This is a genomic window from Butyrivibrio fibrisolvens (assembly GCF_023206215.1).
GTDB classification, from domain to species: Bacteria; Bacillota; Clostridia; order Lachnospirales; family Lachnospiraceae; genus Butyrivibrio; species Butyrivibrio fibrisolvens_C.
The window spans coordinates 4,016,223-4,039,224 of the sequence record NZ_CP065800.1 but is presented as its reverse complement, the minus strand read 5'-3'; the positions used below and the strand labels follow the sequence as shown (position 1 = coordinate 4,039,224).

General features: G+C 39.7%; 19 protein-coding genes and 2 tRNA genes. 13 read left to right on the top strand and 8 right to left on the bottom strand.

The features are described from left to right. Window positions 1–32: 32 nt before the first annotated feature. The 4 genes from I7804_RS16950 to I7804_RS16935 form a co-directional block, all read right to left on the bottom strand. Entirely contained in the window at window positions 33–554 is a 522-nt protein-coding gene (locus I7804_RS16950; RefSeq protein ID WP_022755468.1) for a flavodoxin family protein, read from the bottom strand. Between the two features lie 150 nt (window positions 555–704). Continuing rightward, entirely contained in the window at window positions 705–1,403 is a 699-nt protein-coding gene (locus tag I7804_RS16945) for a J domain-containing protein (protein ID WP_248404268.1), read from the bottom strand. 52 nt (window positions 1,404–1,455) lie between these two features. After that, the gene (locus tag I7804_RS16940; protein ID WP_022756973.1) at window positions 1,456–2,304 is read right to left on the bottom strand and encodes a DUF5685 family protein; all 849 of its coding nucleotides are present in this window, start codon (window positions 2,302–2,304) and stop codon (window positions 1,456–1,458) included. Window positions 2,305–2,321: 17 nt separating this feature from the next. Continuing rightward, window positions 2,322–2,753 carry a Zn-finger containing protein gene (locus I7804_RS16935; protein ID WP_022755471.1) on the bottom strand — a complete coding sequence of 144 codons (432 nt, stop codon included), beginning with the start codon at window positions 2,751–2,753 and terminating at the stop codon, window positions 2,322–2,324. Between the two features lie 271 nt (window positions 2,754–3,024). Here I7804_RS16935 and trkA point away from each other — a divergent pair, with 271 nt between their 5' ends. Both trkA and I7804_RS16925 read left to right on the top strand, forming a co-directional pair. Next, window positions 3,025–4,389 carry a Trk system potassium transporter TrkA gene (gene trkA, locus I7804_RS16930; protein WP_022755472.1) on the top strand — a complete coding sequence of 455 codons (1,365 nt, stop codon included), beginning with the start codon at window positions 3,025–3,027 and terminating at the stop codon, window positions 4,387–4,389. A gap of 119 nt (window positions 4,390–4,508) precedes the next feature. Next, window positions 4,509–5,960 (top strand): TrkH family potassium uptake protein, encoded by a 1,452-nt coding sequence (locus tag I7804_RS16925; protein WP_330410445.1) that lies wholly within the window; start codon window positions 4,509–4,511, stop codon window positions 5,958–5,960. Between the two features lie 66 nt (window positions 5,961–6,026). Here the strand turns inward: I7804_RS16925 and I7804_RS16920 are convergent, their stop codons facing one another. Then, window positions 6,027–6,893: a TraX family protein gene (locus I7804_RS16920; RefSeq protein ID WP_248404267.1), complete on the bottom strand. Its 867-nt coding sequence runs from the start codon at window positions 6,891–6,893 to the stop codon at window positions 6,027–6,029. A 101-nt stretch (window positions 6,894–6,994) separates the two neighbouring features. Here I7804_RS16920 and I7804_RS16915 point away from each other — a divergent pair, with 101 nt between their 5' ends. Then, window positions 6,995–7,864 carry an SEC-C metal-binding domain-containing protein gene (locus I7804_RS16915; RefSeq protein WP_248404266.1) on the top strand — a complete coding sequence of 290 codons (870 nt, stop codon included), beginning with the start codon at window positions 6,995–6,997 and terminating at the stop codon, window positions 7,862–7,864. Here I7804_RS16915 and I7804_RS16910 read toward each other — a convergent pair. Next, window positions 7,842–8,492 carry a trimeric intracellular cation channel family protein gene (locus I7804_RS16910; protein WP_248404265.1) on the bottom strand — a complete coding sequence of 217 codons (651 nt, stop codon included), beginning with the start codon at window positions 8,490–8,492 and terminating at the stop codon, window positions 7,842–7,844. The two genes, I7804_RS16915 and I7804_RS16910, sit on opposite strands and share 23 nt — an antisense overlap. A 263-nt stretch (window positions 8,493–8,755) precedes the next feature. Between I7804_RS16910 and I7804_RS16905 the strand changes: the two genes are divergently transcribed. The 5 genes from I7804_RS16905 (at window position 8,756) to I7804_RS16885 (ending at window position 14,487) form a co-directional block, all read left to right on the top strand. After that, entirely contained in the window at window positions 8,756–9,382 is a 627-nt protein-coding gene (locus I7804_RS16905; protein ID WP_248404264.1) for a cyclodeaminase/cyclohydrolase family protein, read from the top strand. Window positions 9,383–9,403: 21 nt separating this feature from the next. Next, on the top strand, window positions 9,404–10,258 hold the full coding sequence (locus tag I7804_RS16900; RefSeq protein ID WP_248404263.1) for a bifunctional 5,10-methylenetetrahydrofolate dehydrogenase/5,10-methenyltetrahydrofolate cyclohydrolase: 855 nt from the start codon (window positions 9,404–9,406) through the stop codon (window positions 10,256–10,258). 174 nt (window positions 10,259–10,432) lie between these two features. Further along, on the top strand, window positions 10,433–11,860 hold the full coding sequence (pyk, locus tag I7804_RS16895) for a pyruvate kinase (protein ID WP_022755479.1): 1,428 nt from the start codon (window positions 10,433–10,435) through the stop codon (window positions 11,858–11,860). Between the two features lie 239 nt (window positions 11,861–12,099). Further along, on the top strand, window positions 12,100–13,314 hold the full coding sequence (locus I7804_RS16890; protein WP_248404262.1) for an EAL domain-containing protein: 1,215 nt from the start codon (window positions 12,100–12,102) through the stop codon (window positions 13,312–13,314). A gap of 81 nt (window positions 13,315–13,395) precedes the next feature. Then, window positions 13,396–14,487, top strand: a complete 1,092-nt coding sequence (locus I7804_RS16885; protein ID WP_248404261.1) for an endonuclease/exonuclease/phosphatase family protein — start codon at window positions 13,396–13,398, stop codon at window positions 14,485–14,487. 95 nt (window positions 14,488–14,582) lie between these two features. Here the strand turns inward: I7804_RS16885 and I7804_RS16880 are convergent. Together I7804_RS16880 and I7804_RS16875 are read right to left on the bottom strand one after the other, a co-directional pair. Next, window positions 14,583–14,655: transfer RNA gene (locus I7804_RS16880), tRNA-Gly, on the bottom strand. Window positions 14,656–14,698: 43 nt separating this feature from the next. Then, a tRNA-Gly gene (locus I7804_RS16875) sits at window positions 14,699–14,771 on the bottom strand. 241 nt (window positions 14,772–15,012) lie between these two features. Between I7804_RS16875 and I7804_RS16870 the strand changes: the two genes are divergently transcribed. From I7804_RS16870 to I7804_RS16850, 5 genes are all read left to right on the top strand, one after another. Next, the gene (locus tag I7804_RS16870; protein ID WP_248404260.1) at window positions 15,013–16,614 is read left to right on the top strand and encodes an MBL fold metallo-hydrolase RNA specificity domain-containing protein; all 1,602 of its coding nucleotides are present in this window, start codon (window positions 15,013–15,015) and stop codon (window positions 16,612–16,614) included. Window positions 16,615–16,845: 231 nt separating this feature from the next. Beyond that, complete coding sequence (gene thyA, locus I7804_RS16865; RefSeq protein WP_022756030.1) at window positions 16,846–17,883, top strand: thymidylate synthase; 1,038 nt, start codon at window positions 16,846–16,848, stop codon at window positions 17,881–17,883. Between the two features lie 135 nt (window positions 17,884–18,018). Further along, window positions 18,019–20,412: an EAL domain-containing protein gene (locus I7804_RS16860; RefSeq protein ID WP_248404259.1), complete on the top strand. Its 2,394-nt coding sequence runs from the start codon at window positions 18,019–18,021 to the stop codon at window positions 20,410–20,412. 48 nt (window positions 20,413–20,460) lie between these two features. Continuing rightward, complete coding sequence (locus I7804_RS16855; protein ID WP_092043874.1) at window positions 20,461–20,964, top strand: dihydrofolate reductase; 504 nt, start codon at window positions 20,461–20,463, stop codon at window positions 20,962–20,964. 307 nt (window positions 20,965–21,271) lie between these two features. Then, window positions 21,272–22,750 carry a S1C family serine protease gene (locus I7804_RS16850; RefSeq protein WP_248404258.1) on the top strand — a complete coding sequence of 493 codons (1,479 nt, stop codon included), beginning with the start codon at window positions 21,272–21,274 and terminating at the stop codon, window positions 22,748–22,750. Window positions 22,751–23,002: the final 252 nt, after the last annotated feature.

Sequence of the window (23,002 nt, the reverse complement as noted above, 5' to 3'; positions counted from 1 at the left end):
ATGCTTACATCTATTTATAAGCATTGTCTTTTTTAAAATGATTTTATTTTTTTGATCATCTCACATGTGAATACGTTGGCTTTTAATAGATCCTGTCTGTCTGGATGTGCTTTTGCCTTATCATAAGCATCTATCACTATCTGAAGCTGCTCATCAGAACATCTGCCACGGCAGGCTTCATATTTTTGTCTGAATTCAACAGGCATTCGCCCCTGACAAAAATATGATCCTAGAACTCTGTTATCGCTTGGAAGCCAGGTGGTAGCTGCAAGTTCAAGCTTCTTGTAGTAAGCATCTGTATTGCCAAGACCACATGTTCCGAATATAGCGACGTTTTTGCCATGAAGCGAGGACAGAAGATCTATTATCTCCATGGAACAGGTTCCGCAATTGGCCCAGTATCCGATAAAATAATTCTCAGCTTCATGAAGACCTACAAAAGAGCGTACATTGATCATCTCTTTGCGGGTATCCGGTATGGCTTTATATATTTCCTCGGCAATTTTCTGAGTATTGCCGGTTTCGCTTGCATAAGCGACAAGATATTTAAGCATTTAAGATCACCTCTTCTATATCATGTCACAGTAATTACCGTATATTTCTTTGATCAACTATATAATGCCTTATCTTTTGTAATTTGACCAAAGACTAATGTACTGATTCGTTCGCTTTTGATCAAACATGAACAAGTCAGTACACTAGTATCAGATGCAGAAAAACGGGACGAAGCAACCGCCTCCTCCGCAGCATACATTACAAAGTATCATGGTCATGCAAAGCCTTGAACAGTCAACGCTTCCTCCAAATGGATAACCATAGGAAGAACTCTTTTGCATATACCAGCTACCGCCTGAACTTAAGATCTGTACAAGTTCCTGATAATTGCGATTACCGGGCTCCATATTAAGAGCTGTCTGGGCATGCTGCAGGGCAGTAGCATTGTTACCCACACCGTTATTGGCAACTGCACTGTAGTAGTACCACATTGCAGATCTGTTTCTTATAGTATCAAGTACATTTAGAGCTTCTCTAAAATGACGGCCTTGTATATAATTGACTGCTGCTCGAAGGTGGATAGCATCTTCATCATCTTCACCGGCAGCTCTCTGATTGTTAAAACCACCAAATCCAAAGTCGCTAAAATCTCCAAAACCACCAAATCCGCCGTATCCTGATCCGTATCTTCCGGATGGATCGGAACTTGAATAATCTCCGGATCTTTCTTTCATGATCTGCTGGTAAGCCTGTTGTACAAGCTTGAACATTTCCTCGGCTTTGTCTTTATTGGGATTATTTATATTGGCATCGGGATGATATTTTCTGGACATGTTTCTGTAGGCTTTTTTGACCTCATCATCACTGGCATCTCTTGTTATTCCCAACACCTTATAAGGATCTGACATTATTCTTAGTATTCTCCTGATAGTTTTTTATACGCATATAAAAGTAGCATAATCAGCTGTTTTTTGAAAGCTTTTTGATTCTGGTTCCATGAATTACTTCGTATTTGACCCAGACACCTGAGTACAGAATATTACGAAGTATAGTAACATTCTCAATTATAGGTAGCATTTCAAAAGCTTTACAGCACTCCGAGATCATCATAGTCAGAAGCTCAGAGCAGAATGTATCGAAATTCTCAGGATCTTTTTGCCACATTTCTTTGAAAGGATTGTAAGTTCCTTTTTCCATATCCTTCTCTATGTCATCGCAGGCATCTAATATGTATATGAACTTTCCCAGGAAAAAGCCTATTTTTCTGAGAGCAGAAGCCCAGTCGTCCTCTTCATAGCAGAAAATCTCGGCGAATATCTCACCAAATAATCCGGAGATCTTATCGACATTCTGTTCGCCTGATTCTTCGCATTCATTGATGCGGCGAAGTCCTTCTTTGATAAAAGAGGCTTTCTGTGGATACCTTTGTTCGGCTTTATGAACGGCACTTAGAAGGAGTTTTGAGTATAGAAGCTTGGATACTTTGTGCTCATCCTCCCAGTCATCTCTGCATTTGTAGTAGGCAAGGAGGACATTCATATCAGCAGCATATGTGGAGAACTTGTTGATCCTTGTTGATTGCTTGACTATAGGATGAACTATGCAGTGTGTCTGACCGATCTTTTCTTCCGGCTCATATAAACCTGACAAGAGCATGATAAGAAAAGTAAGGTCATAAGTAAGCGTAGCCTGACCGGACAAGCCGTACTCTTTTTTGAGTATACGGCAGAATCCGCAATAGTAAGCATGATATATATCAAACTCTTTAAACTTGATCTCGGGTTTGTTTATGGTAATATAACCGAACATAGATGATCTTTCCGGGATTATGCCCTTTTCTTGAATTCAGTATTACATTTTGGACATCTTACCATTATGTTGCCCTTGCCGCGTGGGATACGTATCTTCTGACCGCAACCTGGACACTTGTAGATGTGATAGTGTCTTGCCTGATCAGCATTGTATCTGAAGTTCTTGAAAAAACCTACTACCTTGTTCCTGATACTGATATACTGCTCATTCTCTTTATACCTTTCAGGTATTTTCTTGGAAAGAAGCCGATAATAACAATATATGATGAGGAAAAGAGTAATAAGACTTATAATTCCGCTTGAAGCTATTATATTTACGAATATGAGTATCAGAGTAATTCCAAACAAAAATTTGGAAAGGGCATCGTAGCCATATGTTATGTATCTTCCCTGCATATGGGTATACATGAAATTGTTGAATTTAATAAGATAATCCCTAAATCGCATTTATATTAATCACCTTTCTGATATTTGCAGACAAACCCCTGTGGTACTATAATGACGTATGGACTTAAAATATCAGTTTTTCTTTTGTATAAGAAATATAGGAAAAATCATTAAGTACCAATAAAAAAGCAGTTGTTTAATACTTTTTTCTATAACAAATTCTATAATTCATATGTATAAAATACAATGATACAAGAATAAATAAATATAAAAAAACGCTAAACACTGTGCTTGAATATCAAGAATGGATAAAAGGGAGCATTGTTAAAAGATGCAGATAGTAATTGTAGGATGTGGTAATGTAGGACGTTCACTTATCGAGCAGCTTAGTAAAGAAAACCACAATATAACTGTAATAGAAGAAGACAGCGATGTAATACAGAATGTTGTCAATAATTATGATGTAATGGGAATCGTTGGCAATGGTGCCAGCTATTCTATCTTAAAGGATGCAGGTATTGAATCTGCAGATCTTATGATCGCTGTTACAGACTCTGATGAGATCAACCTTTTATGCTGCCTCATCGCAAGGAAGACAGGACATTGCCACACTATAGCCAGAGTACGTAATCCTGTATATTCACGTGAGATCGATTTTATCAAAGAAGAACTTGGTCTTTCTATGGTCATAAATCCTGAAGAAGCCTGTGCCAATGAAGCAGCAAGACTTTTGAAATTCCCATCCGCCAATAAGATAGATACCTTTGCGAAAGGAAGGGCAGAGCTTATAAGACTTACTGTTTCCGATGATTCCAAGCTTTGTGACAAGTCTGTCAAGGATATTGCTCAGGAACTTAAGCTTCCTGTTCTTATTGGTATAGTAAGAAGAGGAGATGAAGTATTTATTCCAAACGGATCTTTTGTCATAAGAGCCAAGGATGAGATATCCGTAATAGGAACCCCTAGGAAGATGCTTGCATTCTTTAAAAAGAACAATATGCCTACAGCAGGAGTCAAATCCACTATCATAGTAGGCGGTGGCCAGACCTGTTACTATCTTGCTCAGCAGCTTATTACATTTGGCATTGACGTTAAGATATTTGAATCAAATGCAGATAGATGTGATGAACTTGCATCTCTCCTTCCCGAAGCTCTGATAATCCATGCAGATGGTACAGATAGAGCCGAGCTTTTGGAAGAGGGTCTTGTAGGTGCAGAGTCATTTGTAGTTCTCACCGGTGTTGATGAAGAGAATATAATGCTCTCTTTGTACACAGCGACTGTTTCTAAGGCTAAGCGTATCATAAGAGTTCACAGAGCAGGATACAACGAGCTTATAGGAACTCTTGACGTTGGAAGCGTATTAAACCCAAGAAACATTACTGCTGACAAGATCGTTCAGTATGTAAGAGGCATGACCAACTCAATGGGATCTCAGCAGCTGGAGTCTCTCTACAAGATGGATGATGATAAAGTAGAAGCACTGGAGTTCATCATTCCTGCAGGCAGTCCTGTTATAGGAATACCTCTCCAAGAGCTTCCTCTTAAGAAGGGTACACTTATTGCATGTATCAATCATCATGGTGAAATAACACTTCCTACCGGTCAGAGCCAGATCCAGGAGGGTGATTCAGTGATCATCATTACAACATGCACCGGATTTGATGAGATAGAAGATATTCTTGCGGACAGATGATGGATTTTTTGCATAATAGTTTCAATTATATTTGATTACTTATGTTATGAACGAGGAGGACGCACCTTGATATAGGTGCCACAATCATGAACTTTTCTGTTATAAGATACATTTTATGTATGCTGGTAGAATTTATGGCAGCGCTGCTTGCTGTTCCAACACTTGTGTGCCTTTTTTACGGTGAATGGAAGGATGCTCTTATTTTTGCCGTGATAGCACTTTTGTGTTTTTCATTTGGCTTTGTGTTCGGTTATCTTAGAAAACCTGTCAACAGAACGTTCTATGCAAGAGAAGGCTTTGTTATTACAGCTCTTGCATGGATCATACTTTCACTTATAGGAGCAGTTCCTTTTACAGTAACAGGAACTATTCCCAATTATCTGGATGCTGTATTTGAGACTGTATCAGGATTTACTACAACAGGTGCTACGATCATGACTGATGTCAACTCTCTTACAGATATGCATAAGGGAGTTCAGTTCTGGAGATGTTTCACTCACTGGGTAGGAGGTATGGGAATTTTGGTATTCATGCTGGCTATACTTCCTATGGCAGGCGGATATTCTATGCACCTTATGAAAGCAGAAAGCCCGGGACCTTCAGTCGGTAAGTATGCGCCCAAAGTCAAGGATACAGCCAAGATCCTGTACAGTATATATATTGCGATCACACTTACTGAGATGATATGTCTTAAGATAACAGGACTTTCTGTATATGAGTCTATGACGCTTACTTTCTCTACAGTAGGAACCGGTGGATTTGGTCTTCTTGGAAGTAGTATTTTGGAATATTCCTATGCGACTCAGACTGTGATCATAGTATTTATGGCACTTTGCGGTGTTAATTTCAGTGTATATTATTTCCTTCTTACTAAGAAGTTCAAAGAAGCGTGGCATATAGATGAGATGCGCTGGTATTTTATCGTAATGTTTGGAGCATCCGTTCTTATTGCCTGGAACGTTGTAAGGAATGGTGTAATTGGCTCTTTTGGCGAGGCTTTTCATCATTCGCTCTTTACAGTTGCATCTATTATGACAACTACAGGATTTGCGACTCTGGACTATAATGTATGGCCGCAGTTTTCAAGAACTATGCTGTTCCTCCTTACCTGTATAGGAGCGTGCGCAGGATCTACAGGTGGTGGTTTTAAGTTCTCCAGGATCATAATACTTATAAGAAATGCCAAGAATGAAGTCATTAAGACTATCCATCCCAAGAGCGTACAAAGAGTATATATGGATGATCATGTTGTGGAAGATACAACTGTCAAGGGCACCAATGCTTATCTTGCTATATATACTATTACCTTTTTGACTTCATTTTTGCTTATTGCATTCTTCGAATCTTTCAACGTTATAGACCTTGAAGTATTTGACTTTGAAACTAACCTTACGGCAGTTGCAGCTACTCTCAACAACGTAGGCCCTGGTCTTAACATGGTAGGCCCTACCGGAAGCTTTTCTGAATTCTCATGGGCTTCCAAGGTGGTTCTTATTTTCGATATGCTTGCAGGAAGACTTGAACTTATGCCTGTTCTGATCCTCTTTTACAGGAAGACGTGGCGCAGGTGATCCAAAACTTGATCCAAAACTTAGATGAACGTGCCAGATAATGTTCTGACACGTTCATAAGATTTTTTAATGAAGCAGAAAGTACCTTAAGAAGAAAATAAGTAGTAAATGTGCGGGATAGAAAATATAGAAAAAGTATTTAAAGTTTTTCTTTATAAATCCCCTCTGACCATTATACAGATTGATGATCATAAAGGCGGGAAGTGACCATTCTTCCATGCCTCCGTTTATTGGCGTTGACATAGTAAACGTAAGGAAAATATAGGCAAGAAGTGTTGCCAATATGCATATACTGTGGAAGTAGTAAAGTATGGCTATAACTGCTATGCCGCAGGCATTGTAGTCGGTTTTCATATAATATGCTAGCCATGCTGCAAGTCCGAAAGGTATTGTAGAAGCGGCATAGGCAAGGACTATATTGATGCCTTTTAACTTCTTTAAGATACTGTCAGCAGCCCACATTGCTATAACACCTAGAGCCAGAGTGAAGTATACATTCTGAGATTCCCAGATCTGTGTTTCGTACTCTGTATAGATATTATTAAGATTCAAAGTATCATAGGCTTTATAAGTTATAAGTCCAAGATCAAAAGGAATCTCTGATATAAGAGCAAAGGCTGCAAGTGTGATAGAATATCTGGCTTTACTATGGGTATGCATGAAGCCTTCTACCAATAGATAGCAGAATATCGGAAAAGCCTGTCTGCCCACACCTCTTAGAAAGACATAAATCTGTATCTCAAGATCAAGTGTAACATCGATACCAAAACGGCTTAGAAAGTCGTACATATCACCTGAGATGATGGAAGGAAGTACGAGACCTGCCGCAAGATGGTCTATCAGCATTATCACTATGGCGCATATCTTTAGGAATGAGCCTGATAAGCACTTATAATTTAGTTTGTTTTGATCAGAGTAAGTGGAATAATTCAAAGACGCCTCCCAAAATATAAAGATTTATATACATTCTAGAATTGAAAAGATTGTTTTGCAACCAAGAAACAGCCTAATGGCGCCGGTCACGGAGGAATAGTATGAGCTTTGCAAGCGAGATAAGAAGGCATTTTGGCAAAGAAGATGAAAGCGGGATCAAAAAGCTGCAGGAAGATATACGAAAGATATATAAGGATATAAATGATGAGAAAAAAAGTGATTGTATATCTGATATAGAGAAAGTATGCAAAGATCTCAATGAAATATACATGGATGAAGATACTGAAAACATGGTGATAGAGACTATAAGATCACTAAGCTTTTATCAGAATCTCCCATGGTTCAGGGAAGCTTTTAAAAGACTTTTGTCTTTCCTTGAAGAAGATTATTATCTTAGAACAGATGCTATGAGGAATGTCCTTGACAGCGGATGGGCATCCAATGAATCCTATGTTTTTTCTGAGGATGACAGAGGAGATGCTTTTATCAAAAAGTTACTCCCTGATATAGTAGAAGAATTTTATCTGGATCTGCCTGAGGATGTTCTTGAAGATGAGCTTTTGAATCTAAAAAGAGACGCATTTATCAAGCGCTTTTTTCTTGGAAGATATATATTTAGAAATCCGGATAGCCTAAAAATACTGGAAGATGAGTATCAGTATCTATATAAAGTTGTGGAAAAAGAGATACAGCTTATCAAAGACAGACCCGGAAGTTATGAAAAAAAGCTTATGGAAGATATCTTAAGGATATCTCAAAAGATTGCGGATGCAGAAGGCATAAGGACATATAGCAGTATATCAACACTTCAGGAAAGCCTTATAGATACATATTACAAGAATCTTATAGCAGAATATCCTGATGAAGCAGATGATCTTAGAGATGAACGATCCAAATGGCTTAAAATAAGGGGCAATGACACCTGCCCCTGTGGTAGTGGCAGAAAGTTCAAGAAATGTCACGGTGCCTGATACGTGGCAGATTCCACTGATAGTGGATTGCAAGAAGCCTTATGATTATAACAGTCGCAGTGCCTATGAGCGTTGCGGCTTCCTGCCCTGAGAAATCCCATAACAGTGCGCAGATAAGTGCACCTGCAATAGAAGCACAGGCATATATATGTTTACATAAGATATATGGCTTATCGCCAACAAGAAGATCTCTGATGATGCCGCCACCTACACCGGTTATAGTACCAAGGAATACTGTCAAAAAGAGCTTTGGCCCATCACCTGCCTTAAAAGCAACTTCTACGCCCAGTACAGAGAATGCAGCAAGACCTACAGTATCAGCAAGAAGAACTATCTTCTGAAAAGCTGCCCCTGATATCTTTTCAAATCCGGATGCTCTGAAATACACATATGCAAATACAACAATAGCTGTAATAAAAGCAATCAGAACATAAGAAGGATCAGTAAAAGCGTCGGGCGGGATCTTGCCAATGATGATATCACGCATGATACCTCCTCCTACAGCTGTTACTGCGCCTACAATAGTTACTCCCAAAAGGTCCATTTCCTTCCTTATGGCAGTCATAGCACCGGATACAGCGAAGGCGACTGTCCCTATTATATTCAGAATCAAAAGAAGTTTATCCATTTATATTCCCCCATAGATTTCTTTATACTTTGTGTTTATTATCTTAAGTTTAGGATCTTCGTTAGCAAATGACAGGTAAAGACTTAATTTACCTGTCACTTGTAGTTTATCATATTTAAATTAAGATATATTATCTCAATCATGGTATTTTATGCTATTATTATTCAGGCAAGTTAAAACGTTTCATTATGATCATATAGATTGGACCCAAAGAAGCCTGGGTATAGTATTTGGTCTATGAATATATTGGGGAGGACTTGTATATGGATAGCAGGATTACAGATTACAGCTGCAACGAATTTGCAAGGCAGCTGTCTGATAAGGTATCGGTTCCCGGAGGAGGCGGAGCTGCAGCGCTGGTAGGTGCTCTTTCTATGGCGCTTTGTTCTATGGCCGGTAATTTTACAGTTGGCAAGAAGAAATATGCCCAGTATGAAGATGAACTTAAGGCTATATTAAAAGAAGCAGATGATATAAGAGCTGATCTTTTAGCCCTTGTAGAAGAGGATGCCAAGATGTTTGAACCTCTTTCTAAAGCCTATAGTATTCCGAAGGATGATCCTGATAGAAATGATAAGCTTCAAAAGGCTACCCTTGATGCACTGGTTCCGCCAATGGAGATGATGCGCATGATCAAAAGGGTTATAGAGCTTTTGGAGCGTATGGAGAAGATAGGTTCTGTCATTATGATATCTGATGTCGGATGCGGAGCTACTCTTGCAGAAGCAGCGCTTAAAAGCGCAAGTCTTAACGTTTTTATCAATACAAGATCTTTAACAGACAAGGATAAAGCCTTAGAGTTTGAATCCGAAGCTGATGCTATATTAAAAGAGTATTCTCAAAGAGCTGCTATAGTATTTGAGAATGTAGATCGAAGACTCAGACAATAAAGCTATATAGGGAGGAGTTAAATGGCAGAACTATTAAAGGGTAAGCCGGTAGGAGACTTACTTGATGAAACTACCAAAATTAAGGTTACTATGCTTAGAGACAAGGGTATAACACCTACTCTTGCAATCCTTAGAGTTGGTGAGAGGCAGGATGATCTGTCTTATGAGCGCGGTGCTACCAAAAGATGTGAGAAAAACGGCGTAGCAGTAGTTAATAAAATACTACCTGATACCTGCAGTCAGGAAGAACTTATGACAGCTATCAAAGAGCTCAATGAAGATGACAATGTTCATGGTATACTAATGTTCCGTCCACTTCCCAAGACTCTTGATGAGAAGGCTGCCTGCAATGCGATCCTTCCTTCTAAAGATGTTGACGGGATCACACAAGGTTCTATGGCTTATATATACAGCGGCCAGGGCGATGGATATGCTCCATGCACCTCTCAGGCAGTTATGGAGATCCTTAAGTTCTATGGTATAGATCCTAAAGGAAAAAAAGCTACAGTAGTAGGAAGAAGTCTTGTTATAGGCAAGCCTGTATCAATGCTCCTTATGAACGCCAATGCAACAGTTACTATATGTCATTCCAGAACAGAAAATATGGAAGATGTAACACAAAATGCCGATATAGTTGTAGCGGCACTTGGCAAAGCTGAAATGCTTGGAAGAGAGTATTTCAAAGAAGGACAGACAGTTATTGATGTTGGTATCAATTATAGCGAAGAAAAGCAAAAGCTTGTAGGTGATGTAAAACTTGATGAAGCCGAAGGTGTGGTATCAGGAATTACCCCTGTTCCCGGAGGCGTTGGCTCAGTTACAACGGCAGTACTTGTAAGTCACGTTGTTGAAGCGGCTCAGAAGAGTGCTTTATAGTTTTTTGAAAAAATAAGTCTTATAAAAAGAATTGTTATAAAAAAAGCACTATTAAGAAAGCACTATTAAGAAAGCTCTATTAAAGAAGCTCTATAAAAAAGCAAATAATGAAGTTTTAATTAGGGGTTAATTTTTGAAGTATTTTATATAAAAGCAATAAAAGGAGTAATGCTAATGCGTAAAACAAAAATCATATGCACAATCGGTCCTGCAAGTTCATCAGAAGAAGTTCTCACACAGATGTGTGAAGCCGGAATGAACGTTGCAAGACTTAACTTCAGCCATGGTGATCATGAGGAGCAGCTTGGCAAGATCAAGGTTATCAATAAGGTTCGTGATAAGATGGGACTTCCTATCGCTATCATGCTTGATACTAAGGGACCTGAATATAGAATCGGTGTCTTCAAGGATCATAAGGCTACACTTGAAGAAGGCCAGGAGTTTACTTTTACTGTAGATGACATAGTAGGTGATAATCAGAAGGTATCTGTAAGCTATAAGGGCTTTGCACAGGATCTTAAGAAGGGCGATACTATACTTGTTAATAATGGTCTTGTTATCTGCGAAGTTACAAAAGTTAAAGGCAACGACGTAATTACCAAGGTTATCGCAGGTGGAACATTATCAGATAAGAAGAGCATGAACTTCCCTGGTAAGGTCCTCAAGCAGGCTTATCTCTCAGATCAGGACAAGGCAGATCTTCTCTTTGGTATAGAACATGATATTGACTATGTAGCAGCATCATTTGTATCAACACGTCAGGATGCTCAGGATCTTCGTGACTTCCTTGATAAGAACGGCGGAAGAGATATCGACATCATCGCCAAGATCGAGAACAGATCAGGTGTTGAGAATATAGAAGAGATCTCTGAAGTAGTAGATGGCATCATGGTTGCTCGTGGTGACCTTGGTGTTGAGATTCCATTCATGGAAGTTCCTTCTGTTCAGAAAGAGATCGTTCAGAAGTGCAGACTCCTTGGTAAGAGAGTTATCATCGCAACAGAGATGCTTGAGTCTATGATAACTAATGTACGTCCTACAAGAGCAGAGATATCTGACGTAGCTAACGCGGTATATGACGGCGCTTCGGCTATCATGCTCTCAGGCGAGTCAGCTGCAGGTAAGTACCCTGTAGAAGCTGTTAGGACAATGTCAGAAGTTGCAGAATATACAGAACAGCACATCAACTATACCAAGAGATTCAAGAACATGGACTTCAGCATCAGAAATAACCTTGATGCTATAAGCCATTCTACATGTTCTATGGCTATAGACGTTGATGCCAAGTGTATCGTAGTAAGCTCTATCAGCGGCCTTACAGCCCGTATGGTCAGCCGTTTCAGATGCCCTGTCGAGATCATCGGCATGACAACATCTGTTAAGGCATTTAGAAAGCTTGCACTTTCATGGGGCGTATATCCTCTGCTTTGCGACGAGTTTGAATCACTTGATGTTTTATTCTTCCACGCTATGCAGCAGGCTACCAAGATTCTTGACCTTAAGATGGGAGATAATGTAGTCCTTACAGGTGGTAAGATCGGAGGAACATCAGGCCATACTAACATGATCAAGGTTGAGACTATACATAAGATCTATTCTTGATCAAAGACATATAGCAATGCATTTAACATTGAGGGAGCAGATCATGCAGGATCTGCTCCCTCGAACTATATAAAAATATATCTGATGGGCTTTGTTTTGTGTCTTAATTATATTGTATTTAAACCTTAAACATCACGGTAAACGTAAATGCGATAAAATAATATTGACATATCATAATCATCATATTATAATCAAAAATCGCGTCAACAAATTATTGTTGTGATTTTTAGAGGTTGATGATGGAAAAGAAATATCTGCTAAATGATATTGTAGATGCTATGGAAACAGGTGAGCTGCAGGCTTATTACCAGCCGCAGTACAATGCTAAGAAAGGTGTTATAGGCGGAGCTGAAGCACTTGTAAGATGGATCAAAAAAGATGGAACAGTGGTTCTTCCGGGAGAGTTTATACCTGTCCTTGAAGAAGCAGGACAGCTTTCACTTGTAGACTGGTTTGTCGCAGAGGATGCCTGTAAGACTATAAAAGAACTTAGCGATAAAGCTATACGAATAAGTGTCAATTTTGGCAGAGAACATGCCAAGGATGATCAGTTCGTAGATAAATTAAATAAGCTTGTCCAGTCCTATGGCATAGACAAGAACTTTTTTGGCGTAGAGATCACAGAATCAGACGTTGTAGCTGACAAGAAAGAAGTTGTAGAATGGGTTTGCAAAATAGAAGCAGCAGGATATATGGTTTCTATTGATGACTTTGGTTCAGGTATGTCTTCCCTTTCTTTTGTCAAAGATGTTCCTGCAAGAGTACTTAAGATCGACAGATCATTCCTGAATGATAACTGCCTTACAGAAAGAGGCAGGATCACCTTGGAGTCAGTATTTTATTTTGCCCACAGACTTAAGCTTCTTACAGTGGTTGAAGGCGTAGAAACTCAGGAACAGCTGCAGTATATAAATACCTGCGACTGCGATTATATACAGGGATTTCTTTTTTCAAAGCCGGTTCCAAAGAGTGAATTCTTATGGATGTGCCGCGAAGAAGCACCTGTTGAGATTGAAGCAATTGATCCTTTCGATAGCCAGTCTGCAGTATTCGAGCAGGTCAGAGTTATGATCGAGTCTGTGTACAAGAAATTCCAGCTTGTGAAGTTTGCTAATATCAGCAAGAATTCATATACGCTGATGAGACGTGACAATTTCCTTGGTACAGAAATACCTGAAACCGGAACGTATGATGATTGCCTTAAGCAGATCGTTGATAAGACAGTTCCGGAATCTCGAGAAGAAGTGGAGAATGCCTTTAATAGAAAGAGTCTTCTTGATGCATATGCTGCCGGCAAGAAGAAAGTCCTTCGCATAGCGAAGCAGTTCGATGAGAATGGAGAGATTCACAGAGTAGGTATAGAAGACTATTTTATGGAGAATGAAGGAAGCAAGGATGTATTTATAGTGTCATTTTTGCAGATTCTGGATTTTGATGATAGTACTTATGTTTAATTGTTGAATATATGATAAAATGTAAAAAAAGCCGGAGATATTTTTCCGGCTCATTTACTGTGTAGATAAGGAGGACTATTGGTGACTGGAGATAACAAGAATAAAAGTTTTGCAAAAAAGATTATAAAAGCCCTGCTTAGTATAGTTTTGATATTTGTCATTGTAGTAGCAGCCGGAATAGGTGTTTTGACTGTTTTTGAATATAGACCGGAAGATAAGGAAGATATTGAACTTATAGGAACTGCAGAAAAGACTTTATCTGCAGGAGATTCATTTACTGTTCTGACTTGGAATACCGGATATGGAGCACTTTCAGATGATTCTGATTTCTTCATGGATGGCGGTACTATGATATATACTGCTGATAAGGACAGGGTACAAGAGAATCTTGAACAGATGGCTGTAGAGATAGAAAGTATAGATCCTGACATAGTATTCTTGCAGGAAGTAGATAAGGTAGCTGACAGATCTTATAAGATTGATGAGGTATCTTTTTTTCAGGAAAGTAATAATGATAAGGTAAGTTCATATGCTCTTAATATGGATGCAATATTTATTCCATATCCTATTCCGCCTATTGGAAGAGTAAAGGTTGGAATACAGACATTATCTGCATACGAAGTATCATCATCTACAAGATTATCACTTCCTGTGCCATTTAAGTGGCCGGTTAGTACCTGTAATTTCAAAAAATGCCTTAATGTATCAAGAATACCTGTAGGGGGAACTGATAAGGAACTGGTGCTTGTGAATCTGCATCTTGAAGCTTATGACAGCGGAGAAGGCAAGATGGCACAGACCAATATGCTAAGACAGGTCCTTCAGGCAGAAGTTGATGCAGGTAATTATGTGATCGCTGGTGGTGACTTCAATCAGGTATTCTCCAATACTGATACTAGTGCATATCCTGTATATGATGGCTTATGGCAGCCTGGAAGTATAGATGTAGAAGAATTTGGCGATGACTTTACATTTATTACAGACAGTAGCGTGCCAACATGTAGGTCCCTTGATAAAGTATATCTTGGAGCCGATAAGGACAGCTTCCAGTACTATATTATTGACGGATTTATAGTATCAGGAAACATTGCGATAGATTCCTGCAAGACCCAGGATCTTGGATTTGTATGTTCTGACCACAATCCTGTTGTTCTTGAAGTGACGTTAAAGTGACAAGAAAATCATAGAGGGTACTGTAGTACCAGGATTGTAAGCTAATATAAAGAGCACTACGAAAAAGGACATCCAATCGGATGTCCTTTTTGAAGAGCGATAGACGGGGCTCGAACCCGCGGTCTCGACCTTGGCAAGGTCGCGCGTTACCAACTACGCCACTATCGCGTTTATTAAGTTGAACAAACAAAAGATAAGCTTTTATTTGAAGAGCGATAGACGGGGCTCGAACCCGCGGTCTCGACCTTGGCAAGGTCGCGCGTTACCAACTACGCCACTATCGCATTTACTCTGTCGCAGATCACCTCAGCGACAAGTAAGATGATAACTCAATTAACAATTGTTGTCAACGGATTTTTTTATTTTATCACAAAAACTTTTTCTTCTTATTTTCTTCTTAGCCTAAGCTTAACACAAGATATGTTTTGCATATGACGATAAATACATATATTATTAATATTAGAAGTGTTGTACGCTGATTAGTATTGAGGGCTTTAAAACGTCATCATAGTGGAGGCATTGCTTATGAAACTGACATTTGTAGGTGCTGATCATGAAGTTACAGGAAGCTGTCATTGCCTGCAGGCTTGTGGCAAGACGATTCTGGTAGACTACGGTATGGAGCAGGGACGCAACATATTTGAAAATGTACCTCTTCCGGTTGCTCCGGCTCTTATCGACTATGTGTTCTTGACACATGCGCATGTAGATCACAGCGGACTTATACCGCTACTGTATGCCGGAGGCTTTAGAGGCAAGATCTATGCAACAACGGCTACAGCTGATCTGTGTGATATCATGCTAAGAGACTGTGCCCATATTCAGATGCAGGAATCTGAATGGCGCAGAAGAAAAGCAAAACGTAACAGTAAGTTAGAAGGAGCAGAGCCTCTTTATATTATGGAGGATGCAGAAGGCGCTATACGTCAGTTTATTCCATGTGAATATGATGAGATCATAGATGTATGTGATGGTATAAAGATCAGATTTACCGATATAGGTCATCTTCTCGGAAGTGCCAGTATAGAGGTCTGGCTCGAAGAAAAAGGCCAGAAGCGCAAGATAGTATTCTCAGGAGATATTGGTAATACCCGTCAGCCTCTTATCAAAGACCCTAAGTATACTGAAGAAGCCGACTATGTTGTCATGGAGTCAACCTATGGAGATAGGCTCCATTCTACCGAAAGACCTGATTATATCAAGGATCTTACGGATGTTCTTAACAGAACTTTTGAAAGAGGCGGCAATGTTGTGATTCCGTCTTTTGCCATAGGCAGAACCCAGGAGATGCTATACTTCTTCAGACAGATCAAAGAAGAGCACCTTGTCACAGCTGTAGAAGACTTTGACGTATTCGTTGACAGCCCTATGGCAGTCAGTGCTACAGGTCTTTTTGCTGATCATGAATATACCTGCTACGATGAGGAAGCTATGTCCTTTGTCAAAAGAGGTATAAATCCCATATCATTCCGCGGTCTTAAGCTGTCTATAACCCAGGAAGAGTCTGTTGCCATCAACTTTGATGATAAACCCAAGGTAATCCTTGCAGCTTCCGGCATGTGTGATGCAGGACGTATCAAGCACCATCTCAAGCACAACCTATGGAGACCTGAGAGTACCATATTGTTTGTGGGTTATCAGTCGGCAGGAACTCTTGGACGAGCTATCATAGACGGAGCCGAGAGAGTCAGGCTCTTTGGTGAAGAGATTGATGTCAGGGCTGAGATTACCAAGATAGAAGGACTTTCCGGTCATGCAGACAGAGACGGACTTGCAGCCTGGCTTAATGGCTTTACCAAGAAAAGACCAAGGAAGGTCTTTATCGTACACGGAGAAGATACCGTTACAATTGCATTTGCTCAGTATCTGAAAAATGAATACGGCTATGATACATATGCGCCTTATAGCGGTACTGTCTTTGATCTTGTGTCAGGACAATTCGACAAGGAAGGCGTACCTGTACCTGCTGCTAAGAAGGCTGAAGCTATATCTGATGTATATGCAAGGCTTAAAGCTGCAGGAGCTAGGCTTATCGCAGTTATAGGTAAAGTCAGCGGCATCAGCAATAAGGATAAGGCTAAGTTCGCTGATCAGATCAATGCCCTGTGCGATAAGTATGATAGATAGTCACTTACTTTGCTCGCGGCATAAGGTTATTTATGATGGCCATGAAGACTCTCCACATGGATGTTACAGCGTCCATGCGGAGAGTTTTATAAGGTGATCTTTATGGCCTTGGGGATTAAAATTATTACCGGAAAAAGTCAAAATTGATAAGATTTGTTATCTTTATACATATATTTATGCGTACAGATAGATTATAATGATTGAAGTAATTAATTTGATGGGGGATTCTTTATGTCCAAAGCAGACGAAATTTTTATACAGATGTGCAATGATATCCTGACAAACGGTACTACAACCAAAGGTCAGGCTGTTCGTCCTCATTGGCCGGACGGTGAGAGCGCATATACTGTCAAGATCTTCGGTCAGGCACATACATACGATCTTTCTAAGGAGTTCCCGCTTATGACTCTTAGAAAGACAGGTATCAAGACTGCAACAGATGAAGTGCTCTGGATATATCAGAAGAAATCTTCCAATATTAAAAATCTCAAAGGCTCTATCTGGGATGAGTGGGCTGATGAAGACGGATCTATCGGCAAAGCCTACGGATGGCAGATAGCTGCAAAGTATTCTTATAAAGGAGTAACAGAAGAGGGAATAGACAGAGCTTTCCCTACATGGAATAAAGAAGTTGAAGGCAGCAAAGTTATGTACAAGTATGTCCCCGGCCCTGGTATTCCATCTATGGAAGAACGTCTTGTTCCGGGAACAGATGCATACGAAAGACTATCTGAGCCTGATATTGTTTTTGACAGAGAGTCAGGAACTGCTGTAATGGATCAGATGAATAAGGTCATATACGACCTTAAGATAAATCCATTCTCACGTCGTATTATGACTACAACCTGGAATGTATCAGAACTTTCTCAGATGAACCTTGAACCTTGCGCATATAGCATGACCTACAATGTGACTCAGGATGAGAATGACGGAAAACTTGTACTTAATGCTGTACTTAATCAGCGTTCTCAGGATATGCTTGCAGCCAATAACTGGAATATTGTCCAGTATTCTTCACTTGTGCACATGCTGGCACAGGTTTGTGACATGAAGGTTGGTAAGCTCCTTCATGTTATCGCAGATTGCCATATTTATGACAGGCATATTCCTTATATTAAAGAACTTATTGGAAGGACGCCTCTTCCGGCACCAACCTTCCATTTGAATCCTGAAATTAAGGATTTTTATGATTTTACAAGAAATGACGTTAGTGTAGAAAACTATGAGGTAGCAGGAGACCAGTTCAAAGATATACCGATAGCAATCTAGTACCATAGGGCTACCTGGTCTTAAATATTGTAAATGAAAAAATTGCTGAAAAAAAAGTATCTAATATGCAGGATCGTAGCAACGATCCTGATTGTGTTGACCGCGGGAATATTTATTTATGCATCTGCAAATCCGGTGGATGATTTTAGGTTACATTATAAGTACTCGGATTTTTTCTCAGAGAGATGGCAGAACGAGCCGGATGGTGAGCTTATAAGTGATGATTATATTAATATAGCTCCCGGTGAGACTGTCCGTTTATATCACAGGTTACCTTATACGATCGCTCCTGATGAGGCGATAGCTATCTATGATCCCGGGATTTATGTGGCTGTATATGCCAATGGTACTTTTTTGGGAGATTTTGCCAAGGGTACTACAGATACCATCGGCATGGAAGTTGGGAATTCATGGTTCATCATAGGTATTCCAATGTTCGCTCATGGCAAAGATCTGACGCTGGAACTTAAAAATACCACTCATAAAAATAAGCGCTTTTATTATTATAATGCCATATTCGGGCAGCGCAATGACCTCAACAATGCGATATTTATTAAGAATATGAGCGCTTTTCTGAATGGATTCATGTTCATCATAATTGGATTTGTTCTGGTGATCTTTACTATTTTCTTATTCAAATATCAAATAGAATCTATGAAAAAACCGGCTGCATATATGGCGGTTATATCACTTTTGTCCGGAATCTGGTTTTTGATAGACTCTAATCTGCCTCAGTTCATAAGTGGATCTGTTTCGATCAGGTATCTGTCATCTTTTTACCTGCTTATGATACTTCCGGTGTTCCAGCTTCTGTTCTTCTTGGAGTACCTTAATAATGGCAAAAATCTGATACAGTATATGTTACTGACATATATGGCATTTATGGCCGTTGTTGTCATATTGTATGTTGCAGATATCGTACATATTGCTATAGGATTTTTTGCACTGATGTCATATCTGTTTTTTATAACTGTCGTGATTATGGCACTCGAAGTCAGAGAGTTCTTCATAACAGAGAGCAGGTACTTGTTTGCATCTGTTCTTGGGACGACTTTTCTGGTGGGAGTAACGGCCAGGAGCTTTTTAAGGTACTATTTGGACAAGGAAGTTGATAATTCCAACTCATTCAGAATAGGATACAGTGTATTTCTGATAACGCTTACGCTTACGGTCCTTCTTAAATCTTTCCATGATATAAGAGGTGAGATGAATCTTAGAAGGCTCAAAGAGCTTGCCTACGTAGACACAGTAACAGGTGGCAATTCACTTGCATATCTTAATGAGAAGTTCTCTGAGATATCCTCAGAGCAAAGAGATGAATACTGGCTTTTGTATATGAATCTTGTGGGATTTAAAGCTGTAAACGAGATCATAGGCTGGGAGAATGGTAACAGGCTTTTAAAAGAGCTCTATGAAAAAAACCAGCTATCCCTTGAAGATGGAGAATCGCAAGGAGCTATGGGTCAGTCCAGCTTTGCAATGCTTATAAAAAGTGATGATAAAGCTCAGAATGTAAGAAGAAAGTGCTCTATGCTACGTGAAGGACTTGAAAAGCTTCTTAGGGACAATTATAAGTCGCTATCTGTAAGAGTGGAATTCTCAGCATGTCCTATAAGTGCCGGAGATGATAATTTCAAAGCGGTACTGGATCTTGCCAGAATCGCGTACAGGAATTCGGCAGCAGCTTATGACCTTGCATCAGACTGCTGGTTATATACTGAGATGTGCAAAGACAAGCTTCGCGTAGAAAAGACTATGGAAAACAGGCTTGAGAAAGCTCTTTTGAATAAAGAAATGGAACTCTTTCTCCAGCCCAAGGTTGATCCTCATACCGGCAAAGTCTCAGGTGCAGAAGCTCTTGTAAGATGGAGAAGAAATGACGGATCTGTACTAGGGCCGGTATATTTCATACCTGTATTTGAAAGAAACAGAATGATCGCAAGAGTTGATCTGTTTATGTTCAGAGAGACCTGTCTTTTTATAAAAAAGTGGGTTGATGAAGGCAATGAACCTTTTAAGATATCTGTTAACCTTTCAAGATACAGTATCCTTAATGCAGACAATTTTGAAAGTTATGAGCAGATCATAAGAGAGATAAAGCCACCTATAGAACTTATAGAATTTGAGATCACGGAATCCATGGCATACAATAACGAAAACGATATATCAGAGATCATCGACAGGATCCATGATCTTGGAGCAACAGTATCCATGGATGATTTCGGAAGTTCTTATTCTAATCTTGTAGCTATTCAGAGGCTTCAATTTGATACGGTTAAGATCGACAGAGGGATCTTCACTCACGGATTCCCTGACAATGAGAAGAGCTTCCAGATGGTAAGCGCTCTCATGCGTATGTTCACTACAATAGGTATATCTGTTGTAGCAGAGGGAATAGAATCGGAGAATCAGGTACAGGCGCTTAGAAAGCTTGGCTGTCATTCCATACAGGGATACTATTATTCAAGACCTCTGGATATAGCCAAATTCAAAGAATTCTTCGATGTTACCAATCGGAATGTATCGTGATTGGTAAGATATATCAAAAAAATACATTTATAGAAACGGGGATAAAATATGAAAGCAATAGTAGCAGTAGATAATAACTGGGCAATAGGATATGGCGGTAATCTTCTTATAAGTATACCGGCTGACCACAAGATGTTCCGTAATGAGACTAAGAATAAGGTTGTGATCCTAGGAAGGAAGACACTTGCAACATTCCCGAACAGTCTTCCGCTTGATCAGAGGGTTAACATCATTCTTTCAGCTAATCCTGACTATACAGTTAAGAGTACGTCAACAGGAACTGCAATAATGGCAAGAAGCGTTGATGAAGTTCTTAAGATAGCATCAGAATATGATACTAATGACGTATATGTAATCGGTGGAACAAGTGTGTATACTCAGCTTCTTCCATATGTAGATACTTGCATTGTAACCAAGGTGGATAGAGAGTTTACAGCAGATGCATACTTCCCTAATCTTGAAAAAGATCCTGAATGGGAGCTTGCAGAAGAGAGTGATGAACAGTACTACTTCGACAACTGCTACACCTTCCAGAGATGGGTACGTAGGTAATAGCAAATAGATTAAGTATCTCTATCCGTCGGTGTGTAATCCCCGAAGTTAGAGTTATAACAAATAGCATAGTAGTAATAGCGGACATATTTGCAAGGCAGTTCTTGTTTTGGATTATAAACAAAATGAGAACTGCTTTATTTTTTTATAAGAAAGAGAACACAATTTTAGCATAAATAGAACACAGATTCATCACAATTGAATCCTAAACTGTAAAACATAAAAGAAAGACAGACAAGCCACATCAATATAAGTAGTAACGAAACCGTATTAAATAAAGCTATAGGGCTTAGAAAGAGGTAGAGATATGAATGATAATGAATTGTTTAATAATCTAAATACCGACAACACAAATGAGCAGACCGGTAGTGATAATGACACTATGAATAAGAAAACTAAAAAGAAAAACAAAGTAAAAAGTAAAAAGGCCGGTAAGGTAGCAGGTGCGATCGCACTTGCGGCAGTATTTGGAGTATGTACAGGTGCTGGAATATATGGAGCACAGAACTTTACATCACTATCGCTTAGCGATGATGCAAGCTCTTCAATCAGTATAGCTTCAACTCAGACAGTAAGTGATGATTCGGATTCACAGCTCAAGGTTACGACAACAAGTAATACTCAGGTAGTTACTACAGATGTTACAAGTGTAGTTGCAGCAGCTATGCCATCTATCGTATCTATCAATGTTAAGGCTACAACTACAACAACAGATTTCTTCGGTCAGTCTTATCAGCAGGAATCGGAAGGTGCAGGATCAGGTATCATAATAGCCCAGAGTGATTCAGAACTTATAATTGTTACCAACAATCATGTAGTGTCAGGCGCTAACTCTATGGAAGTATCTTTTGCAGATGGCAGCACAGCTACAGCTTATCTAAAGGGCACAGAATCTTCTGTAGATATCGCTGTTATAGCAGTAGAACTTGAAGATCTGTCCAAGGACACTCTTTCTGCTATAAGCATAGCTACACTTGGAGATTCCAACTCACTTACAGTAGGAGAGAGCGCTATAGCTATAGGTAATGCACTTGGATATGGACAGTCAGTAACGACAGGTGTCATCAGTGCTCTTGATAGAGAGATAGAGACTGAAGACGGAGAGACCAATACTTTCATTCAAACAGATGCTGCAATAAACCCAGGTAACTCTGGCGGAGCACTTCTTAATGCAGCAGGTGAAGTAATAGGCGTTACCTCCAGTAAGATCGGAGCTACAACTGTAGAAGGTATGGGCTTTGCAATTCCGATATCTGATGTTATAGATCTTATCAATGATCTTATGAATGAAGATACCAAGATCACTGTAGCAGAAGGCCAGCAGGGAGCTTTGGGAGTATCAGTAATGACTCCTACAGGAATAGATGGAGCATACGTAGCAGCAGTAGGTGACGGAAGCGCTGCGCAGAAGGCCGGAATACAGGCAGGTGACCTTATCACATCTTTTGATGGCAATGACATCACATCCGCATCAGATCTTACAAGCCTTATGTCCTACTATGCAGAAGGAGATACAGTTACAGTAACAGTTCTTAGAAGAGTAGATGGTCAGTACCAGTACGTAGATATAGAAGTGACTCTTGACAATGCATCTACACTTTCAAGTTCTTCATCTACTGATGGAGGCAATACTCAGAGCTATGAATATGGTATGCCAGGTCAGTCAGGGGAAGAGCAGCAGGACAATGGCCAAGGTGAATCAAAGTCAGGATCAGCTTCTGATGATCAGCAAGGTTCCCAGCCGGAATCTAATGGTAATGGATTCGGATTTTCCTTCGGCGGCTGATCATATAGCTACAATTAACTTCGCTTAAAATCGCTAAAAATAATCTCCCCGATTACATGATGTAGTCAGGGGATGTGCGATTCCCCCGATTACAGGATGTAATCAGGGGATGTCCAGAAGTACATGGATGTACTATTCCCCCGATTACAGGATGTAATCAGGGGATGTCCAGAAGTACATGGATGTACTTCTATCCCCCCCTCCACGCGATTTTAAAATAAATCCACAAAACAACACGACAAAAATGGGCTG